General features: G+C 61.5%; 18 protein-coding genes. 2 read left to right on the top strand and 16 right to left on the bottom strand.

The genetic code is table 11. The features are described from left to right. Nucleotides 1-120 precede the first annotated feature (120 nt). Nucleotides 121-1,917, bottom strand: coding sequence for a methyl-accepting chemotaxis protein (locus PFLQ2_RS13005; RefSeq protein WP_003182141.1), 1,797 nt, complete (start codon nucleotides 1,915-1,917; stop codon nucleotides 121-123). 338 nt (nucleotides 1,918-2,255) lie between these two features. On the opposite strand from PFLQ2_RS13005, the gene PFLQ2_RS13010 reads away from it, so the two are divergent. Further along, nucleotides 2,256-4,331, top strand: coding sequence for a TonB-dependent siderophore receptor (locus PFLQ2_RS13010; RefSeq protein WP_430452973.1), 2,076 nt, complete (start codon nucleotides 2,256-2,258; stop codon nucleotides 4,329-4,331). A gap of 177 nt (nucleotides 4,332-4,508) precedes the next feature. Here the strand turns inward: PFLQ2_RS13010 and PFLQ2_RS13015 are convergent, their stop codons facing one another. The 7 genes from PFLQ2_RS13015 to ribBA all read right to left on the bottom strand — a co-directional run bounded on the left by PFLQ2_RS13015 (nucleotide 4,509) and on the right by ribBA (nucleotide 11,457). Then, nucleotides 4,509-5,552 (bottom strand): LLM class flavin-dependent oxidoreductase, encoded by a 1,044-nt coding sequence (locus tag PFLQ2_RS13015; RefSeq protein ID WP_003182137.1) that lies wholly within the window; start codon nucleotides 5,550-5,552, stop codon nucleotides 4,509-4,511. Between the two features lie 29 nt (nucleotides 5,553-5,581). After that, nucleotides 5,582-6,067, bottom strand: coding sequence for a flavin reductase family protein (locus tag PFLQ2_RS13020; protein WP_003182135.1), 486 nt, complete (start codon nucleotides 6,065-6,067; stop codon nucleotides 5,582-5,584). Nucleotides 6,068-6,108: 41 nt separating this feature from the next. After that, nucleotides 6,109-7,260, bottom strand: a complete 1,152-nt coding sequence (locus tag PFLQ2_RS13025; RefSeq protein WP_003182133.1) for an ABC transporter ATP-binding protein — start codon at nucleotides 7,258-7,260, stop codon at nucleotides 6,109-6,111. Between the two features lie 17 nt (nucleotides 7,261-7,277). Beyond that, nucleotides 7,278-8,087 carry an ABC transporter permease gene (locus PFLQ2_RS13030; RefSeq protein ID WP_003182131.1) on the bottom strand — a complete coding sequence of 270 codons (810 nt, stop codon included), beginning with the start codon at nucleotides 8,085-8,087 and terminating at the stop codon, nucleotides 7,278-7,280. 6 nt (nucleotides 8,088-8,093) lie between these two features. After that, on the bottom strand, nucleotides 8,094-9,026 hold the full coding sequence (locus tag PFLQ2_RS13035; protein WP_033046046.1) for an ABC transporter permease: 933 nt from the start codon (nucleotides 9,024-9,026) through the stop codon (nucleotides 8,094-8,096). Further along, nucleotides 9,023-10,048 carry an ABC transporter substrate-binding protein gene (locus tag PFLQ2_RS13040; RefSeq protein ID WP_003182127.1) on the bottom strand — a complete coding sequence of 342 codons (1,026 nt, stop codon included), beginning with the start codon at nucleotides 10,046-10,048 and terminating at the stop codon, nucleotides 9,023-9,025. Before PFLQ2_RS13040 ends, PFLQ2_RS13035 begins: the two co-directional genes overlap by 4 nt. A 299-nt stretch (nucleotides 10,049-10,347) precedes the next feature. After that, on the bottom strand, nucleotides 10,348-11,457 hold the full coding sequence (gene ribBA, locus PFLQ2_RS13045; protein ID WP_003182125.1) for a bifunctional 3,4-dihydroxy-2-butanone-4-phosphate synthase/GTP cyclohydrolase II: 1,110 nt from the start codon (nucleotides 11,455-11,457) through the stop codon (nucleotides 10,348-10,350). Nucleotides 11,458-11,535: 78 nt separating this feature from the next. On the opposite strand from ribBA, the gene PFLQ2_RS13050 reads away from it, so the two are divergent. Beyond that, nucleotides 11,536-11,829, top strand: coding sequence for a DUF1330 domain-containing protein (locus PFLQ2_RS13050; protein WP_003182123.1), 294 nt, complete (start codon nucleotides 11,536-11,538; stop codon nucleotides 11,827-11,829). 6 nt (nucleotides 11,830-11,835) lie between these two features. On the opposite strand, the gene PFLQ2_RS13055 is transcribed toward PFLQ2_RS13050, so the two are convergent. The 8 genes from PFLQ2_RS13055 to PFLQ2_RS13090 form a co-directional block, all read right to left on the bottom strand. Further along, nucleotides 11,836-12,399 carry an NUDIX hydrolase gene (locus PFLQ2_RS13055; protein ID WP_003182121.1) on the bottom strand — a complete coding sequence of 188 codons (564 nt, stop codon included), beginning with the start codon at nucleotides 12,397-12,399 and terminating at the stop codon, nucleotides 11,836-11,838. 2 nt (nucleotides 12,400-12,401) lie between these two features. Then, the gene (locus tag PFLQ2_RS13060) at nucleotides 12,402-13,154 is read right to left on the bottom strand and encodes a GntR family transcriptional regulator (RefSeq protein WP_003182120.1); all 753 of its coding nucleotides are present in this window, start codon (nucleotides 13,152-13,154) and stop codon (nucleotides 12,402-12,404) included. Nucleotides 13,155-13,214: 60 nt separating this feature from the next. Beyond that, a complete protein-coding gene (locus PFLQ2_RS13065) occupies nucleotides 13,215-13,619 on the bottom strand; it encodes a carboxymuconolactone decarboxylase family protein (RefSeq protein WP_003182117.1) in 405 nt (134 codons plus the stop codon). Next, nucleotides 13,616-15,091 (bottom strand): NAD-dependent succinate-semialdehyde dehydrogenase, encoded by a 1,476-nt coding sequence (locus tag PFLQ2_RS13070; protein ID WP_003182115.1) that lies wholly within the window; start codon nucleotides 15,089-15,091, stop codon nucleotides 13,616-13,618. The genes PFLQ2_RS13065 and PFLQ2_RS13070 overlap by 4 nt, the downstream gene beginning before the upstream one ends. 131 nt (nucleotides 15,092-15,222) lie before the next feature. Next, nucleotides 15,223-15,708 carry a flavin reductase family protein gene (locus tag PFLQ2_RS13075; protein WP_003182113.1) on the bottom strand — a complete coding sequence of 162 codons (486 nt, stop codon included), beginning with the start codon at nucleotides 15,706-15,708 and terminating at the stop codon, nucleotides 15,223-15,225. An 11-nt stretch (nucleotides 15,709-15,719) separates the two neighbouring features. Next, the gene (locus PFLQ2_RS13080; protein WP_003182111.1) at nucleotides 15,720-17,201 is read right to left on the bottom strand and encodes an aldehyde dehydrogenase; all 1,482 of its coding nucleotides are present in this window, start codon (nucleotides 17,199-17,201) and stop codon (nucleotides 15,720-15,722) included. A 13-nt stretch (nucleotides 17,202-17,214) separates the two neighbouring features. Then, nucleotides 17,215-18,030, bottom strand: coding sequence for an alpha/beta fold hydrolase (locus PFLQ2_RS13085; RefSeq protein WP_003182109.1), 816 nt, complete (start codon nucleotides 18,028-18,030; stop codon nucleotides 17,215-17,217). Between the two features lie 44 nt (nucleotides 18,031-18,074). Continuing rightward, nucleotides 18,075-18,665, bottom strand: coding sequence for an amino acid synthesis family protein (locus PFLQ2_RS13090; protein WP_003182108.1), 591 nt, complete (start codon nucleotides 18,663-18,665; stop codon nucleotides 18,075-18,077). Nucleotides 18,666-19,208: the final 543 nt, after the last annotated feature.

Genomic DNA, 19,208 nt, shown 5'->3' with positions numbered 1-19,208 from the left:
CGAATGCGTCAGATCAGTCGCCTCGATGTTGACTGACCCACCGCCATCGCGAGCAAGCTCGCTCCCACAGTTGTTTTGGGTGGCCTTGAGATCTGGGGTGTACCGAGGGTTTTTGGTCAGTCAATCCGCCAACAACACCGCCGCATCGAACCCGACTCGCAAGTTCCCCCAGTGACGGCCGCCGAAGAAGAACGGTACGTCGATCTCGGTCATGATTTCGCCGGTGTCGCGCAGGTAGGTCTGGAGCAGGAAGCGCTGGACGTTGCCCGCCGCGCGCAGGCCGATCGGGTCGTTGAAAATCCGCTTGTTGCGGCATACCGGCAGGTCTACGGCCCGGTCCCCGGTCGGCGGCTTCGAAACCCAGCTGTTGTTCACCGGGCAATAGCCCTTGGTGTCGACGATGAACGAAACCTTGCCGCCCGGTGTGCTGCGGGTGAGCTTGTCGCATTCTTCCTGGCAGACCTGGGCGAAGCGTTCGGTATAGCTGGTCATGTACTGCTTGGGGTCGGTACCGGGAATCAGTTTGTAACTCTGATCGAACAGATTGAGGCCTTCGCCTTGCAGTTCTTCCAGGCGTACCTGCAACGTGTTGCGGCACTCGCTGGCCCGGGTGATCGCGGCGTCCAGCTTGCCGTGGCCGAGCACGAAGCGACCCAGTAGCGTCTGGACCTTCTCAGCCACGCCGGACAGATCACGGGTGGCCGTCGCCGAATGCTGCATACGCTGGTCAATCGACTGGCTGTCGGCGTGGATCTGCGTGACCCGTTCGTTGATCCCGGTGTTGGTATCGGCAAACTGCTGGATATGGTCGGCGATGTCGGCGAGCTTGCCGTTGGTGGACTCGAAGTCGACGATCATGCTTTCGAAATGCCCCGACGCGCGCTCCACTACTTTCTGGGTTTCCCGGGCGCTGTGGCTGATCTGCGTGGTTTGCTCGTGGGTGGAGCTGACTTCCTGGAGCATGGCGTCGATGTTGCGGGAGATATCGTCGGTGGCCCGGCTGACGTTTTGCGCCAGCGTGCGTACCTCGTCGGCCACCACGGCAAAACCACGGCCACTTTCGCCGGCCCGGGCGGCTTCGATGGCCGCATTGAGGGCCAGCAGGTTGGTCTGGGCAGAGATCTGCTGGATCAACCCGACAATCGACTTGATGCTGGACGAGCGCTGGTTCAAGGCGTCCACCAGCGTGGCGAACTCACCGAGGCTGTTGGATATTTCGCTGATGTTGCCGGTCACTTCCAGCAGCTCGGCGTAGGAGTCGCGGGCGATGCTCAGGTTCTGGGCGGTGGTGCTGGAAATGCCCTGGGTCTGGCGCGAGACTTCTTCGATGCGGCCCACGGCGGTGTTGCTCTGGTCCATCACTTCCTTGGCGAAACGCGCCTGGTGGGTGGCGCTGTCGCTGGAGTCGCTGATGTTTTTCAGCGAACGTGCCGATTCGACGGCGATGTGCACGGTCAACGCCTGGACGTTACTGATGATCTCCCGCTGCTTGGCCAGGAACCGGTTGCAGGTGCCGGCCAGGACGCGGATTTCGTCGTGAGTCACCAGTGGCAGGTCCTTGGACAGGTCGCCTTCACCGTTCGCGATCTCCTCCAGGGCCTTGGTCATCGCCGTGACAGGCCGCACGATAAGGTGGCGGAAGTACCAGACCATGAAGCTGATCATGCCCATTGTCAGCAATGTGCCGAACAGCAGGGCATGGGTAAGGCTGTCGAGCCGGCCTTCGATCTGGCCCAGCAAGGCGCTGTCCAACTGGGCGTTATGCAACTGCAAAACGATCTCGGCGCGGGCACTGAGGGCTACCCAATACAGCAACCCGCTGACCAGCACCAACAGGAAAAGGCTCGATAGCTTTTTAGTGAGTGTATCGAAAAATTGCATCTCGATAGACTCGTACAAGGCCTTTAACGTTTGCATGCCGCTGCTCCTGCGAAAAATTGACTCAATGGCATACATTCGACCGCGGAGGCGAAAGCTTTAGAAATGTGGGCTATTTGATATCATTTTTCTTGCTGGGCTTTTGGGGTAGCGGGCTTGCTCGCGAAAGCGGTGTGTCATCCCAATCTGTATTTACTGACCTGACGCCTTCGCGAGCAAGCCCGCTCCCACAGGGTTGGTGGCGCTATGTAAATGATACAAAATATTTACTGGGAATTATTCTCAAAGTATATTCGCTCTCATTAACGTCCCTTTCATGAGTGCAGCGTCTTGAATCGTTCCACCCCCTCGCTAATCGCAACCTTTTCATCAAGTGTGTGCTGCCAACCTTGTCCTGCTGTTTCATCACAAGCCCAGTGTGGGCGCAGGGCACGCTCGAGCTGCCGGCCACGGACATCCAGGGCAGTCGTATCACTCAGGACGAGGGCTACACCGCATCGCAAGCCAGTACGGCGAGCAAAAGCGATGTTCCGATCAAGGAAGAAGCGCAATCGATCAATGTGGTGACCCAGCAGACCTTGGCCGATTATCAGGTGCGCTCGCTGGGCGACGCGATGAAGTTCGTCAGCGGCGTCAGCCAGGGCAACACCTTGGGCGGCTCGCGGGACTCGCTGATCAAGCGCGGTTTCGGCACCAACGACGACGGCTCGATCCTGCGCGATGGCGTGCGCTCGAACCTGGGACACAACTTCAGCGCCACCACCGAGCGGGTCGAAGTGCTCAAGGGCCCGGCCTCCATGCTGTATGGCGCGCTGGAACCCGGTGGCCTGATCAACGTTATCAGCAAGAAGCCCGAATACACCCAGAGCACCACGCTGAGCGGCTCGGCCTACAGCGAAGGCGGCGGCACCATGGCCCTGGATACCACCGGGCCGCTGGGCGATACCGGCCTGGCTTATCGCCTGATAGCCGAGCGCGGCCATGAAGACTACTGGCGCAACTACGGGGTCAACGAGAGCACGCTCGTGGCGCCGTCCCTGGCCTGGACTGGCGAGCGCGCTTCGTTGAACCTGAGCTATGAATACAACGAATATTCCAACCCGTTTGACCGTGGCACGGTGTTCCAGAACGGTCATCCGGCGGACATCGACTATGACAAGCGCCTCGATGAACCGTGGGCCAAGAGCACAGGGATTCGCGAGACGGCTACCGCGCGGTTCGAGTATGAGCTGAGCGATGCGTGGAAAACCCGGGTGACTTATGGCTGGAACAATGACCGGTACAGTCTTTCGATTGCGCAGCCCAACTCATTGACGGGTAACACACTGCGCCGGGCGGCTAACGGTGCTCATTACGATGATGAAACCCGATATGCGAGTTGGGATTTCATGGGTAAGCAGGAGCTGTTCGGCCAGCGCCATGACCTGTTGATCGGTGTCGATAATCAGGTGTCGGACCAATACCGTGGCAAGACCTACCGTGGCGTAGCACGGGGTGGCTTCGACATCACTGAACCGGTCTATGGCGGTCTGGGGGAACCCAGCGTCATCAGCCCAACCCAAAGCAACCTGAGCAACCAGCTGACTTCCAGCTCGGTATACATGAAGGACAACTGGCATCTGGACGATCGCTGGATCCTGGTCTTTGGCGGTCGCTATCAGCACTACGATCAATTCAGCCAGCAAGGGTCAGTCCAGAGGGTGCCGGTTCGCGACGACAATAGCGATGCCTTTGTCCCATTCCTGGGCATGGTCTACAAGACCACCGAGGAGCTGTCGTTGTATGGCAACTACAGCCGTTCGTTCAAGCCCAACGATACTGTCGATGACAACCTCAGCACCTTCAAGCCGGAAGAGGGACGCAGCTACGAACTCGGTGCCAAGTACGACCCGTTGCCGGGCTTGAATATCAACGTCGCGCTTTTCGACATCGAGAAGAAAAATGTCGTGACGTCTTCCACCGTCAATGGCGTGACCCTGGCAGAAGCCGCCGGCAAAGTCGGCTCCCAAGGCCTGGAACTCGACATCACCGGACGCCTGGCCGAACGTTGGGACTTGATCGGCACCTACGCCTATACCCATACCGAGATTTTGGATGATCCAAAAAATGAAGGCCATCGCCTGGCCGATGCCCCCAAGCACACCGCCAGCCTGTACCTGAGCCACCACCTGAACGTGCCTGCCGAATTCGGCGCCTGGCATGCCGGCGCCGGCGCGCGTTATGTCGGCGAGCGCGCCGCCAACAACGCCAACGATTTCTGGCTCAGCAGCTACACCGTCGCCGACGCCTTCCTGCGTTGGGAATCGCCGGTGCTGGGGCACAAGACCTCGCTGCAACTGAACGTCGACAACCTGTTCGACAAGCAATACTACCCGTCCTCCACCGGTAGCCAATTGCAAGTCAATGTCGGTGAGCCGCGTACCGCCAAGCTGAGCGCCAGCGTGACGTTCTGATCAGCGGATAAATAAAAATGCCCGGCTATAGAATGCCGGGCATTTTTTATTTCAGCTTCAGGCCGCCATCGCGAATACGGACGGTGGCGTAAACAGCTGTTGCATACGCCACAAATCCACGGTGGGAGCGAGCTTGCTCGCGATGGCACTTCAACGGCCTACCCAAAGGCCAGGGGATCACCGAAACGCCGGCACCACCTGCTGGATAAACAGCTCCAGGGATTTTTTCTTCTCTGCATGGGGCAAGCTGTTATCGCACCAGAAGCTGAACTCATCCACACCGAGCTCCTGGTAATACTTGATCCGGGCGATGATTTCCTGCGGTGTGCCGATCATGGTGTTCTTGCGGATATTCTCCAGTTGAAACTCGGGGCGCTCGGCGAACTTTTCTTCCGGGCTTGGCGCGAGGAAGCCATTGACCGGCACTTGTTTGTTGCCGAACCAGGCGTCGAAGGTGCGATAGAACTTCGAAATGGCCTTGGCGCCGACTTTCCAGCCATCGGGATCATCGGTGGCGTGCACGTGGGTGTGGCGCAGCACCATCAGCTGGGGACGTGGCACGTCAGGGTTGTTGTCCAGGGCCGCCTGGAACTTGTTCTTCAGGTCCAGGACTTCTTCATCGCCTTTCATCAACGGCGTAACCATCACGTTGCAGCCATTGGCGACGGCGAAGTTGTGGGAGTCCGGGTCGCGGGCGGCGATCCACATCGGTGGGTGCGGCTTGCGGATCGGCTTGGGCACGCAGGTGGACGTGGGGAATTTCCAGATATCGCCATCATGGGCGTAGTCGCCTTGCCACAGGGCACGCACTACCGGGACCATTTCCCGCAGGGCCTGGCCACCGGAGGAGGCCGGCATGCCACCGGCCATGCGGTCGAATTCCACTTGATAGGCGCCACGGGCCAGGCCGACTTCCATGCGCCCGTTGCTGATTACGTCCAGCAGCGCGCATTCACCGGCTACCCGCAACGGGTGCCAGAACGGCGCGATGATGGTGCCGGCGCCCAGGTGGATGGTGGTGGTCTTGCCGGCCAGGTACGCCAGCAACGGCATCGGGCTTGGCGAAATGGTGTATTCCATGGCGTGGTGTTCGCCGATCCACACGGTGCTGAAACCGCCGGCCTCGGCCAACAAGGTCAGCTCGCTCAGGTCCTCGAACAACTGGCGATGGCTGACGCTTTCGTCCCAGCGCTCCATGTGTACGAACAGGGAAAATTTCATGGCGCTATCTCTTGTTGTTGACGATCGGTTCAGGCGAGGACGGGCAGGGCGCCCATCTTGCCGTGGCAATAAACCAGCGGCCCCGGTGTGTGCTGTGGCACGATCAGGTTCTTCACGGCGCCGACCATGATGGCGTGGTCGCCGCCTTCGTATTCACGCCACAGTTCGCATTCGATGATGGCGGTGGCGTTGCTCAGCAACGGGTTGCCCAGCTCGCTCAGGGTCCACTCGATGCCTTGGGCCTTGTCCTTGCCTTTGCGGGCGAAGGCGTAGGCTTCGCTCTGTTGCCCGCCGGAGAGCAGGTGGATGGCGAAGCGTTTGTTCTTGATCAACACCGGATAGGAATCTGAGCTGTAGTTGGGGCAGAACAGCACCAGGGCCGGGTCCATCGACAATGAACTGAAAGCGCTGGCGGTGAGGCCGACGATTTGCCCGTCATCGTCCAGGGTGGTAATCACCGTCACGCCGGACGGGAACGAGCCCATGACTTGTTTGTAAACGTTGGCATCGATCATTTCGCAGTCCTCGCACTCAAGCGGTTATGACGCAGTATTCATCAGTGAGCGCCGGCGGCCTTGTTCAGGTCACTCTCAGCCCATTGTGTGTAGACGCAGGCATCGGCCGTGGCCCAGCGCACGCGCACCGGATCGCCGGCCTTGAGCGGCATGCCGGCGGCGGAAAGTGCCTTGACGGTCAAGGAAGTGCCGCCAGGCGTGACGACGCTGCAGGTCTGGCTCTCACCGAGAAACAGCACTTCCACGACCTTGGCGGCGACTTCATTCCAGCCGGCCGGCAAGGGTTCCTGTGCCGCTTGTTCCACGCTCAGGGCCAAGGCTTTTTCCGGACGTACCATGAGCAACACGTCCTGGTCGGTTTGCAGCCCGGCGGTCAGTCGGATCGACAGCGACTGCCCTTCGAACGACGCTGCCGCGTTGCCCTGGGCCTTGAGCTTGAAGAAATTTGAATTGCCCAGGAACGATGCGACGAAGGCATTCGGCGGGTTCTGGTAGAGGTCGTAGCCGCTGCCCAGCCCGACGATCTTGCCGTGGCTGAAAATCGCGATGCGCTGGGACAGGCGCATGGCTTCTTCCTGGTCGTGGGTCACGTAGACAATGGTGATGCCCAGGCGCCGGTGCAATTGGCGCAGTTCGTCCTGCAAGTCCTCACGGAGTTTCTTGTCCAGGGCGCCGAGGGGTTCGTCCATCAGCAGGATGCGCGGCTCGTAGACCAGCGCCCGAGCAATCGCCACGCGCTGCTGCTGACCGCCGGACAGTTGCGAAGGGCGGCGATGGGCGAACTCGCCCAACTGCACCAGCTTGAGCATGGCATCGACCCGGCGCTCACGTTCAGCGGTCGCCAGTTTGCGGATCGCCAACGGGAAGGCGATGTTGTCGCGCACCGACAGGTGCGGGAACAGCGAGTAACGCTGGAACACCATGCCAATGTCGCGCTTGTGCGGCGGTACGTTGACCAGGGATTTGCCTTCCACCAGGATTTCGCCGCTGCTGGGGGTTTCGAACCCTGCCAGCATTGACAGCGTGGTGCTCTTGCCCGAGCCGCTGGAGCCGAGGAAGGTCAGGAATTCACCGTCCTGGATCTCCAGGGAAATATCGTCCACGGCGGCAAAGTCGCCGTAGTGCTTGTTCAGGTTGCGCAGACTGACCAGGGTCTTGTTGTTCTGTTGTGCAGGGTCTTTGACGGCACTCATCGTGTTCTCCTAGGCGCTCAGGCGCTGATTTCGTTGCGCCGGCGCAGAGCGGCGGCAATCACCATCACCAACACCGAGAGGCCGATCAGCAGCGTCGAGGCGACGGCGATCACAGGCGTCAGGTCCTGGCGCAGGGTGGTCCACATTTTTACCGGCAAGGTTTGCAGGGTCGGGCTGGCCATCATCACGCTCAGCACCACTTCATCCCACGACACCAGGAACGCGAACAGGGCGCCGGCGACCATGCCCGGGCGAATCGCCGGGAAGGTCACCTTGAACACCGCCTGCAGGCGCGAGGCACCGCAGATCACCGCCGCATCCTCGATGGACTGATCGAACAGCTTGAGCGAGTTGATGATCGAAATGATGGTGAACGGCAGCGCGACGATGACGTGGCTGACCACGAACGCGAACATCGTCCCGGTGTAGCCGAGCTTGAGAAACAGCGCGTACACCGCCACGGCGATGATCACCAGCGGCACGATCATCGGCAGGGTGAACAGACCGTAGAGCATTTCCCGGCCCGGGAAGCGCCCGCGTACCAGGGCAAATGCCGTCGGCAACCCCAGCGCCACGGCGCAGACGGTGGTCAGCACAGCGACCTTGAGGCTGGTCAGCGCCGCGCTCATCCAGTCGGGATTGGAAAAGAACTGGCCGTACCATTTGAACGTCCAGCCCGGCGGCGGGAACACCAGCCATTGGGATGAGCCGAACGACAACAGCACGATGAAGACGATGGGCAGCAGCAGGAACAGCGCGATCAGGCCCGTGGTGAAATACAGGCCGAACCGCATGCGCCGGCTCATGGCATTGGGGGTCAGGAGCATGACGGCTTACCTCGCGTTGCTGGCGCCCACCGGGGATTCCGGTTGGAGCTTCAGGTAGAAGTAGAACAGCACCAGCGTGATCGCCACCAACAACGCGGCGCCGGCGCTCGCCAGGCCCCAATTGAGGAATGACTGCACCTGCTGGATGATGAATTCAGGCAGCATCATGTTCTGCGCACCGCCCAGCAGCGCCGGGGTCACGTAGTAACCGAGGGACATCACGAACACCATCAAGCCGCCGGAAAACAGCCCCGGCCGGCACAGCGGCAGGAACACCCGGAAGAAGTTGGTCCAGGGACTGGCACCGCAGATAGAACCGGCCTGCAGGATCATCGGGTCGATGGCCTGCATGGTCGCCTGCAATGGCAAGACGATGAACGGGATCATGATGTAGCTCATGCCGATCACCACGCCGGTGAGGTTGTGCACCATCTCCAGCGGCTGGTCGATGATGCCCAGGGCCATCAACGCCTTGTTCACCACGCCGGAGGCTTGCAACAGCACCAGCCAGGAATAGGTGCGGGCGAGCAGGCTGGTCCACATCGACAGCAGCACGATATTCAGCATCCAGCGGCCCCAGCCACGGGGCACCAGGGTAATGGCCCAGGCCAGCGGGAAGCCCAATAGCAAGCTGAACAACGTCACCAGCCCGGCCACCGAAAAGGTGTTGAACAACACCCGGGCGTAGGCCGAGTTGGCGAACAATTGTTCGTAGTTGCCCAGCCCGGGCACCGGCTCCAGAACGCCGCGCAGCAGCAGGCCGATCAGCGGCGCCAGGAAGAACAGACCGAGGAACAGCAGGGCCGGGAGCAGATTGCCGGCCCCGCGCCAGCGTTGCAGCAAGGACGGGGTTGGCGCGGCAACAGGCTTGACGGTTGCCACACCGGCAGCGCCAGGGGCGCCCCCGGTGTGCTGGGTTGCCGTTGCGGACATTTTCATTTGACCAGCCATTCGTTCCACCGTGTCGCGATGTCCTGACCGTTCTTGGCCCAGTACGCGAAATCAAGCGTGATCTGATCCTTGGCGTAGGCGGTCGGCAGGTTGGGGGCAAGCACCGAATCCAGGCGAGCGATGCTGTCGACGTTGACCGGTGCATACGCGGTCAGGTTGGAGAAATCGGCCTGGCCCTTGGCGCTGCTGGCGTTGGCCAGGAACTTCATGGCCGCTGCCTTGTTTTTCGAACCCTTTGGAATCACCAGGATGTCGGCCATGACCAGGTTCTGCTTCCAGCTTACGCCCACTGGCGCGCCGTCCTGTTGCAGGGCGTAGATGCGACCGTTCCAGAACTGGCCGATGCTGGCTTCACCGGAGGCGAGCAATTGTTGCGACTGCGCACCGCCGCCCCACCAGACGATGTCTTTCTTGATGGTGTCGAGTTTCTTGAAGGCGCGGTCCAGGTCCAGCGGGTAGAGCTTGTCGGCTGTGACGCCGTCTGCCAGCAGGGCCAGCTCAAGCACGCCCGGGCTCGGCCATTTGTACAAGGCGCGTTTGCCGGGGTAGGTCTTGGTGTCGAACAGCGCGGACCAGTCTGTCGGCTTGCCGGAACCGAGCTTGCCTTCGTTGTAGCCGAGGACGAACGAGAAGTAGAACGAGCCGACGCCGTGATCGGACACGAAGCGTGGATCGATCTTGTCGCGCTGTACCACCGAGAAATCCAGGGGCTCCAACAGGCCTTCGGCGGCGGCGCGCAAGGCGAAGTCCGCCTCGACGTCGACGACGTCCCACTGCACGTTGCCGCTTTCGACCATGGCCTTGAGCTTGCCGTAGTCGGTCGGGCCATCCTGGACCACGGTGATGCCGCTGGCCTTGCTGAACGGATCGGCCCAGGCCTGCTTCTGCGCGTCCTGGGTGCTGCCGCCCCAACTGACGAAGTTGACGCTTTCAGCGGCCATCGACGCCTGGCTGGTGATACTCAACAGGCCCGCAAACAGGATCGCGGCTGCACTTTTCTTCAACACCATTTTCACGCCCTCATTGTTGTGTTTATAGAGCGGGCTTGGTTTACCCGCTTATCGGGAGCTTTGGGTCCATCGGTCTTGCAAACGCCGTTCAGGATCGTCCGGTCGATGGAATATCATATTATGGTATTCCAAACTTTCTGCAAGCATTTTGCCGTACCGGTTATCTGTCTGGGCGAGTTTGGTGCATCTCTGTGGAAGCGGGCTTGCTCGCGAAGACGGCGGTAGATTCAACATTGTTGCAAGCTGATCCACCGCTTTCGCGAGCAAGCCCGCTCCCACAGGTTTTGGGTTGCTCGGTCTCACCCGCTAAACGCGATACTCTCCACCACCTCCAGGTCATACCCCGTCAACCCCGCGTACTTGAGCGGCGGGCCGAGGTGACGGAGCTTGCCGACACCCAGGTCCTGGAGAATCTGCGCGCCGGTGCCCACTTCAGAATAGATGCGCGATTGCGAACGGCTGAATTGCCGTGGTGGCTGGGTGAGTTGCGGCACGCGTTCGAGCAGCGCCTGGGACGACTCGTGGTTGGCCAGCACGACCACCACGCCGCAGCCTTCCTCGGCGACGCGTTGCAGGGCGGCCCAGAGCGTCCAGTTGGACGGGCCGTTGTATTCGGCACCGACGAGATCGCGCAGCGGGTCGATCACGTGGACTCGCACCAGGGTTGGCTCCTCGCGGCGAATGTCGCCCATGACCATTGCCATGTGCACACCGCCTTCGATGCGATCCTCGAACGTGAACAGACGAAAGGTGCCATGCACCGTTGGCAGTTCCCGTTCACCGATGCGCACCACGGTGTGCTCGGTGCTCAGGCGGTAGTGGATCAGGTCGGCGATGGTGCCGATCTTGATCCCATGCTTGCGAGCGAAAATCTCCAGGTCCGGGCGACGTGCCATGGTGCCGTCGTCGTTCATCACTTCGACGATCACCGACGCCGGGGTAAAGCCCGCCAGCCGCGCCAGGTCGCAACCGGCTTCGGTGTGCCCGGCGCGGGTCAGTACGCCGCCTTCCTTGGCGCGCAATGGGAAGATATGCCCCGGTTGTACGATATCGACCGGCCCTGCATCAGGGGCTACCGCCGCCGCCACGGTGCGGGCCCGGTCGGCGGCGGATATGCCGGTGGTCACGCCGATTGCGGCCTCGATGGACACCGTGAACGCCGTGCTGAACACGCTGCCGTTGCTCGGCACCATCTGTTCAAGGCCCAGGCGCTGGCAATGTTCGTCGGTCAAGGTCAGGCAGATCAGGCCGCGGGCTTCCCGGGCCATGAAGCTGATGGCCTGGGCGCTGCAACAATCGGCGGCCAGCAGCAGGTCACCTTCGTTTTCGCGGTCTTCGTCGTCCACCAGCAACACCATCTTGCCCAGGCGGTAGTCTTCGATGATTTCCTGAATGCTGTTAAAGGCCATGTCGGGCTCTCTTTGTTTGGGTGCTTGATGGAAACGCTATTTGGTATACCATAATACAAAACAAACCGAGAGGTCACTATGAAGGCGTACTGGATTGCTCACGTGGATATCACCGACCCCGATCAATACAGCCAATACACCCAACGGGCACCGGCGGCGTTCGCGTTATACGGCGGTCGGATGCTGGCCCGGGGCGGGCGCAGCGAGGCGATGGAAGGCAGGGTCACGCCGCAGCGCAGCGTGGTGATTGAATTCGACTCGTACGAACAGGCGGTGGCCTGCTATCAGTCGCAGGAGTATCAAGAGGCGAAAAAGCACCGCGAAGGCGTGGCCCGGGCGCAGGTGATCATCGTCGAGGGCGTGGCGCCCTGAAACCGGTCAGCGGATGAAGTGAATCTTGCCGCTGTCGTCATTGCCCATGTAGATACCATAGACCCCGGCCTGGCGTTCCTCGATGTAACGTTCGAGGATCTGCCGGATGGCCGGGTAATAGATGCTGTCCCAGGGAATCTCTTCGGGGGCGAAGAACCGGCAAGCGAGGGTTTCCGGGCCGAACTGGCCGGTGATCTCCAAGGCGATGGCGCGGAAGATGATGTACACCTCGCTGATCTTCGGCACGCTGAAGATCGAGTAGGGCGAGACGATCTCGGCGCGTACGCCGGTTTCTTCCCAGACTTCGCGTAGCGCGGCCTGTTCGGTGGTCTCGTTGCCTTCCATGAACCCGGCCGGTAGCGTCCAGGTGCCAGGGCGCGGCGGGATGGCGCGCTGGCACAACAGGTATTTGCCGTCTTGCTCGATGATGCAGCCGGCAATGATCTTTGGGTTGACGTAGTGGATGTAGCCACAGCCGCCGCACATCAGTCGCTCATGGGTATCGCCCGCTGGCAGGCGGTGACTGAGGTCACCGCCGCCGCACTTTGGACAAAAGCTCGGGCTGAACATGATTAGCGACCTATGCGAGGTTCTTTGAGGGCGATGGGCTGGGTGATTTCGGGGATCTCACCGGTCTCTTCCTGCTTGCGTTTCAAGTATTCCAGGGCGACCTTGGCGGCGGCGCGCACGTGGTCGACACAAGCCTGGTGGGCGGCCAGGGGATCGCCGCTCTTGATCGCCTCGACCATGCGCTCCATTTCCTGGTTGCTGGAACCACGACGGTTTTCCTGGGACACCGAAGTCGCCCGCAGGTAGCTGATGCGTGCCTGCAACTGGCGCAACTGGGTGGCGGCGACGTGGTTGCCGGAGCCTTCGAGCAGCACGTCATAGAAACCCTGCACCGAATCCAGCACCTGCTGCAGCTCACCATCCTTGAGGGATTTGCGGTTTTCTTCGAGGGCCTTTTCCAGCGCCTTGATGTCCTTGGCCTTGGCCCGCAGGGTGAACAGCTGGACGATCAGGCCTTCGAGCACGCAACGCAGCTCATAGATGTCGCCGGCGTCGGCCAAGGTAATGATCGCGACCCGTGGGCCCTTGGCGTCGGCAAACTCCACCAGGCCTTCCGATTCGAGGTGGCGCAAGGCTTCGCGTACCGACGTGCGGCTCACGCCCAGGCGATCGCACAGGTCGCGTTCCACCAGGCGATCGCCCGGCAGGAGCTGGAAATTCATGATGGCGCTTCGCAGTTTATCCAGCACGATCTCGCGCAGGGTAACGGGGTTGCGATTGACCTTGAAGCTGTCGTCGAGTGGCAGGCGTTTCATGGGGTCCGCTCTGTAATATGGCTGTCCATGTCAAACGAGCAATGTCCGTGCACGTTCGGGTCAAACAGCCGAGGGTTGACTGGAGGCCTCGGCATCGGCTTCGGCGAAGGCTTCGCGGGCAAGCCGGAAACTGTCCACGGCAGCGGGAACGCCGCAATAGATACCGACCTGAAGCAGAATTTCGCGTATTTGCTCACGACTCAAGCCGTTACGCAAGGCGCCACGCACATGCAACTTGAGTTCGTGCGGGCGATTGAGCGCCGAGATCATCGCCAGGTTGATCATGCTGCGCTCCTTGAGCGACAAACCCTCGCGACCCCAGACATGGCCCCAGCAATATTCGGTGACCATTTCCTGGAGCGGCCGGGTGAAGTCATCGGCGTTCTCGATGGAACGGTTGACGTAGGCCTCGCCCAGTACCTGGGTGCGGATCTTCAGGCCTTGTTCGTATTTGTCGTTGCTCATCGCTGCGTGCTCCCAAAGTCTTCGAGCCCACCCATCAAGGTGTATTTGAGTTCCAGGTAATCGTCGATGCCGTATTTGGAGCCTTCGCGGCCCAGGCCTGACGACTTGATGCCGCCGAACGGGGCGACCTCTGTGGAGATCAGCCCTTCGTTGATGCCGACCATGCCGTACTCCAGCGCCTCGCTCATGCGCCAGGCGCGACCCAGGTCGCGGGTGTGGCAGTAGGCGGCGAGGCCGAACTCGGTGTCGTTGGCCAGTTGCACAGCTTGGGCCTCGGTGCTGAAGCGAAAGACCGCCGCCAATGGCCCAAAGGTCTCTTCCCGGGCGACTTTCATCTGGGCGGTGACGCCGGACAGCACTGTCGGCTGGAAGAAGCCATGGCCGAGGGCATGCCGCTCACCGCCGCAGAGCAACCGGGCGCCGTGGGCAAGGGCGTCCTGGACGTGATCCTCGACCTTGGCGACGGCTCGTTCGTTGATCAGCGGGCCTTGGCTGACGCCAGCGTCAAAGCCGTTGCCAACCTTCAGTTGCGCCACACGCTCGGACAAACGCGCCACAAAGGCATCATGAATTCCGTCCTGCACCAGCAAGCGATTGACGCAGACACAGGTTTGCCCGGCGTTGCGGAACTTGGCGACCAGCGCACCTTCGACAGCCCGCTCCAGGTCGGCGTCGTCGAAGACGATGAAAGGCGCGTTGCCGCCCAGTTCCAGCGACACCTTTTTCAAGGTTGGCGCGCATTGGGCCATGAGCAATTTGCCGATGGCCGTGGAGCCGGTGAACGACAACTTGCGCACGAGCGGGCTGGCGGTCAGTTCGCCACCGATGGCCACGGCGTCGCCGGTGATGACATTGAAGATCCCCGCAGGAATGCCGGCCTGTTCCGCCAGCACCGCCATCGCCAGGGCGGAAAACGGCGTCTCTGGCGCGGGTTTGACGATGCAAGGGCAACCCGCCGCCAGCGCTGGACCCGCCTTGCGGGTGATCATCGCGGCGGGAAAATTCCATGGCGTGATGGCCGCGACGACGCCGATCGGCTCTTTGCTGACCACAATGCGCGCATCGGCCTTGTGGCTGGGAATGGTGTCGCCGTAGATGCGCTTGGCTTCTTCGGCGAACCATTCGATGAAGCTCGCGGCATAGACAATCTCGCCCTTGGCTTCGGCCAGCGGTTTGCCCTGTTCGAGGGTGAGGATCTCTGCGAGGGCGTCGGCGTTTTCAATCATCAGCCCATGCCAACGCTTGAGGGCCTGGCTGCGTTCCTTGGCGGTCAATGCGCGCCAGGCCGGCCAGGCGCGGTTGGCCGCAGCGATGGCCTGGCGGGCGTGTTCGGCGCCCAGGTTGGGCACCCGGCCGATCAGTTCACCGTTGGCCGGGTTGAAGATGTCCTGTTGCGCACCGTTGGGTGCGTCCAGCCATTGGCCGTCGATATAGGCCTGCTGGCGGAACAGTTGCGAGGCTGCTGGGCTCATGCCGGCTCCTGAAAAATAGGGGTTGTACTCAGTGTGGGAGCGGGCTTGCTCGCGAAAGCGGTGTGTCAGATGACATCAATATTGACTGACCCACCACATTCGCGAGCAAGCCCGCTCCCACAGGGGGCGACTCAAGTCAGCGCAGGCAGCGGCCCCAACTTGCCTTTGTGATAAATCATCGGCGTGACCGGCTGTTCTGGCAGGATCAGGTTTTTCACCGCGCCGACGATGATCGCGTGGTCGCCGCCGTCGTATTCGCGCCACAGTTCGCACTCGATGATCGCCGTGGCCTTGCCCAGCAGCGGGTTACCCCGTTCGCTCAGGTGCCAGTCGATACCCTTGGCCTTGTCCTTGCCTTTGCCGGCAAACGCATAGGCTTCGGCGGTCTGGTCGGCGGACAACAGGTGAATCGCAAACTGCTTGCTGTCGCGCAGGATCGGGTAGGTGTCGGAGGCATAGTTAGGGCAGAACAGCACCAGCGCCGGGTCGATCGACAGCGCGCTGAACGCGCTGGCGGTGATGCCGACGATATTCCCATCCGGATCCAGGGTGGTGACCACCGTGACGCCGGAGGGGAAGGAGCTCATGACTTCTTTGTAGATGCCGGGTTCGATCATTTTCAGGACTCCTAACGCATCACGAATGGATCAGGCATCGGCGCCTGGGACAGGTTGATCCACACCGTTTTCAGTTCGGTATAAGCCAGCACCGAATCGATGCCGCTCTCGCGTCCATAGCCGCTGTTCTTGAAACCGCCGATGGGCGCCATGGCCGAGACCGCACGGTAGGTGTTGACCCAGATGATCCCGGAGCGCACATCCCGGGCCAGGCGATGGGCGCGGCCCAGGTCGCGGGTCCAGATGCCGGCGGCGAGGCCGAACTGTGAATCGTTGGCGATCGCCAAGGCTTCGGCTTCGTCCTTGAACCGGATGACCGAGGCCACCGGACCGAAGACTTCTTCCTGCATGATCTTCATCGAGTTGCGGTCGCATTCGAACAGCGTCGGCTCATAGAACCAGCCTTCGCCCAGGTTCTGCGGGCGCTTGCCGCCCAGGCGCAGGCGCGCGCCTTCGGTGATGGCATCGGCGACCAGCCCTTCGACCACGGCCAACTGCTGTGCGGTGGCCATGGGACCCATTTCGCTGCTGTCGTCCTGCGGATTGCCGATGCGGATGCGTTGGGCACGCTCGATCAGGCGCGAGACGAACTCGTCGTAGATTTCATCTTGAACCAGCAAGCGCGAACCGGAGACGCAGCTCTGGCCCGATGCGGCATAAATGCCGGCAATCGCACCGTTGATGGCGCTGTCGAGGTCGGCATCGGCAAAAATGATATTCGGCGATTTGCCCCCCAGCTCAAGGGACAGCTTGGCGAAGTTCTCGGCGCTGCTGCGCACCACATGGCGGGCCGTGGCGGCGCCGCCGGTGAAGGCGATCTTGCGCACCAGCGGATGGCGGGTGAGGGCGGCACCGGTGCTGGGGCCGTAACCGGTGACGACGTTGACGACGCCGGCTGGGATGCCAGCTTCCAGGGCCAGGCGGGCCAGTTCCAGGACCGTCGCCGAAGCATGCTCCGATGGCTTGATGACAATGGTGTTGCCCGCCGCCAGCGCCGGCGCCAGTTTGATCGCTGTCAGGTACAGCGGGCTGTTCCAGGGAATGATCGCCGCGACCACACCCATGGCTTCGTGCACGGTGTAGGCAAACAGGTCGGGTTTGTCCAGCGGCAGGGTGCCGCCTTCGAGCTTGTCGGCCAGGCCTGCGGTGTAGTGGAAAAACTCCGGCAGGTAACCGACCTGGCCGCGAGTTTCACGGATCAGCTTGCCGTTGTCGCGGCTTTCCAGCTGGGCCAGTTGTTCTTTGTTTTCGGCGATCAGATCGCCCAGGCGCCGCAGCAGTTTGCCCCGGGCGGTGGCGGTCAGGCCACGCCAGGCGGGGCTTTCAAAAGCGCTCTGGGCGGCCTGCACGGCACGCTCGACGTCGGCTTCATCGGCGTCGGGCAACTCGGCCCAGGGTTGCGCCAGGGCCGGGTTCAGGCTTTCAAAGGTCTTGCCGGACAAGGCATCGACCCATTCACCGCCGATGCACATCGAAAAACGTGCGAGTGTCATGCAACGATCCCCTTTATTGGATTTTCTGGGTGCTTGCCGTGTCGAGAAAGGTCAGCAGCAACTGGTTGACCAGGCGCGGCGACTCTACCGGCATCATATGCCGTTGCTCGGCGAGCACGGCAACCGTGGCGCCGGGAATTCGCTCGGCCAATTGCTGGGCCATTTGCGGCGTCGAGCCCGGGTCCAGTTCGCCGGTGGCGATCAGCGTCGGCACCTGGATGTTGCCCAGGTCCTCGGCGCGATACATGTCCTGGGTGGCGAACAACTCATAGGTGGTCAGGTAACCCTGGGGATCGTTCCCCGCCAGGGTCTGGCGCAGCGCGGCGATCTGCGCCGGGTTCGCCGCCTGGTATTCACGGCTGAACCAGCGCGACAACGCGGCTTCGGCATTGGCATCCGGTCCGTGTTCGGCGGCCTGGGCAGTGCGGGCGATCACACCGGCGCGCTGTTCGGCGCTGCGGTTGAACACACTGTTGAGCACCACCAGGCCTTGCAGGCGTTGCGGATAGTGCAAGGCAAACGCACGGGCCACCAGGCCGCCCATGGAAAAGCCGATCACCGTTGCCTGAGGCAGTTGCAGGTGATCGAGCAGCTCCAGCAACTGGTCGGCATACCCGAGCAACGGCGTGCCGCTTGGCGGACGCGGGCTGGCGCCATGGCCAAGCATGTCGTAGGCAATTACACGGTACTTCGTGGCCAGGCCAACGACCTGGCCGCCCCACATTTCTTTGTTCAGGCCCACGCCGTGGATCAAGACCACGGGCTGGCCTTGGCCGGTTGCCAGGTAACTGGTGCCGGCCGGGGTGAGTTCAGCGGTGAGCCGAATCATGGAGCGCTCCTGCATGCCTTTTTATTGTGGTTGCCCGGCCTGGATCACTGCGCGTTTTCGGCGGCCAATTCTTCCAGATCGATATAGCGGTTGCCGATGCGCGGGTGCAGGCGTCCACCATCGGCGCAACCCAGCACCACGACGATCTCGTCGGCGCGCGGCGCGTCTTCGATCTGCATTTCCAGGGTGATGTAGTGCGAACGCAGGCCTTCGTCATCCTTGTGCATCATCGGAATCTGGATCGAGGTACCCGGGCCGCCGCGCTTGTTGGTAAAGCTCAGGTAGCTCTTGGCCTTGACCGCTTCACGGTAATGGTTGCCGAAGCGCAGGGTATGGATCACGGCGGAAGCGTGCTCGATTTCACCGTCGGCGCCCACCACGGCAGCCTTGCCATAGGCTTCGATTTTTTCCGCGCCGCCAATGATGCCCACCAGGCGCTCGACCATCAGCGCGCCGAGGTCGGAGCAGTTGGCGCGGATCTCAGGCTTGAGGTCTTCCACGAAGCCCCGGCCCAGCCAAGGGTTTTTCATGACCACCGCCAGCCCGACCATGGTCACCGGCTTGTCGGTGGCCTTGCCGCCTTCGATGAAGGTTTCTTCGACATAGCTGACGATCTTGCGAATTTCGAAACTCATGAGCTGCTCCCTGGGAGGATGGAATGTGTCAGTGCGTATGATGGTATACCATAATACTGAAGACGCAAATCCCCCCTGTCGATTTGCATTCGGGAGGCGACCGAAGGCCTGATGGAACGGCTGATCCTGGAGCGGCCCCGCATCATCGCGGGGCGGACGGGCTCTCGCTCGTGCATCGTTATGGGGCGCGGCGTGCCCCAAAGGTTGCGATGCCCGGCGGCGCCAGGGCGGTACGGCGCGTTCGCTCGGTAAATGAGTAGAAACTTCCCCGTTGCGGGTCGCTGGTATCAGCCAGGCCCCAGTCGTGCGAGCGCGGCGCCCGCGCAAAAGCCATGCAGGACGATGCGAGGGCAGAGGATTTATGGGGTTCTATTCATGAATGTCGCCAGATCGAAGAATAAATTCGCCTTTCGCCTGCCCTGCAATTGTTTTTCTATTAATGGAATGAGCCGCTACGCTTAGGCACAGCCTTTGCTAAGCATTCATTGGCCGGGTTTAAAGCACGGCGCCCCAATTCGCGATGCCCATCCATGGAGGATTCCC

This window comes from Pseudomonas fluorescens Q2-87 (genome assembly GCF_000281895.1).
GTDB lineage: Bacteria > Pseudomonadota > Gammaproteobacteria > Pseudomonadales > Pseudomonadaceae > Aquipseudomonas > Aquipseudomonas fluorescens_S.
This window is presented reverse-complemented; position numbering and strand designations above follow the sequence as displayed.

Coding starts and splice junctions, on each gene's coding strand:
- PFLQ2_RS13005 (WP_003182141.1), bottom strand. CDS start 1,917: ATGCAAACGTTAAAGGCCTTGTACGAGTCTATCGAGATGCAATTTTTC.
- PFLQ2_RS13015 (WP_003182137.1), bottom strand. CDS start 5,552: ATGAAATTTTCCCTGTTCGTACACATGGAGCGCTGGGACGAAAGCGTC.
- PFLQ2_RS13020 (WP_003182135.1), bottom strand. CDS start 6,067: ATGATCGATGCCAACGTTTACAAACAAGTCATGGGCTCGTTCCCGTCC.
- PFLQ2_RS13025 (WP_003182133.1), bottom strand. CDS start 7,260: ATGAGTGCCGTCAAAGACCCTGCACAACAGAACAACAAGACCCTGGTC.
- PFLQ2_RS13030 (WP_003182131.1), bottom strand. CDS start 8,087: ATGCTCCTGACCCCCAATGCCATGAGCCGGCGCATGCGGTTCGGCCTG.
- PFLQ2_RS13035 (WP_033046046.1), bottom strand. CDS start 9,026: ATGAAAATGTCCGCAACGGCAACCCAGCACACCGGGGGCGCCCCTGGC.
- PFLQ2_RS13040 (WP_003182127.1), bottom strand. CDS start 10,048: ATGGTGTTGAAGAAAAGTGCAGCCGCGATCCTGTTTGCGGGCCTGTTG.
- ribBA (WP_003182125.1), bottom strand. CDS start 11,457: ATGGCCTTTAACAGCATTCAGGAAATCATCGAAGACTACCGCCTGGGC.
- PFLQ2_RS13050 (WP_003182123.1), top strand. CDS start 11,536: ATGAAGGCGTACTGGATTGCTCACGTGGATATCACCGACCCCGATCAA.
- PFLQ2_RS13055 (WP_003182121.1), bottom strand. CDS start 12,399: ATGTTCAGCCCGAGCTTTTGTCCAAAGTGCGGCGGCGGTGACCTCAGT.
- PFLQ2_RS13060 (WP_003182120.1), bottom strand. CDS start 13,154: ATGAAACGCCTGCCACTCGACGACAGCTTCAAGGTCAATCGCAACCCC.
- PFLQ2_RS13065 (WP_003182117.1), bottom strand. CDS start 13,619: ATGAGCAACGACAAATACGAACAAGGCCTGAAGATCCGCACCCAGGTA.
- PFLQ2_RS13070 (WP_003182115.1), bottom strand. CDS start 15,091: ATGAGCCCAGCAGCCTCGCAACTGTTCCGCCAGCAGGCCTATATCGAC.
- PFLQ2_RS13075 (WP_003182113.1), bottom strand. CDS start 15,708: ATGATCGAACCCGGCATCTACAAAGAAGTCATGAGCTCCTTCCCCTCC.
- PFLQ2_RS13080 (WP_003182111.1), bottom strand. CDS start 17,201: ATGACACTCGCACGTTTTTCGATGTGCATCGGCGGTGAATGGGTCGAT.
- PFLQ2_RS13085 (WP_003182109.1), bottom strand. CDS start 18,030: ATGATTCGGCTCACCGCTGAACTCACCCCGGCCGGCACCAGTTACCTG.
- PFLQ2_RS13090 (WP_003182108.1), bottom strand. CDS start 18,665: ATGAGTTTCGAAATTCGCAAGATCGTCAGCTATGTCGAAGAAACCTTC.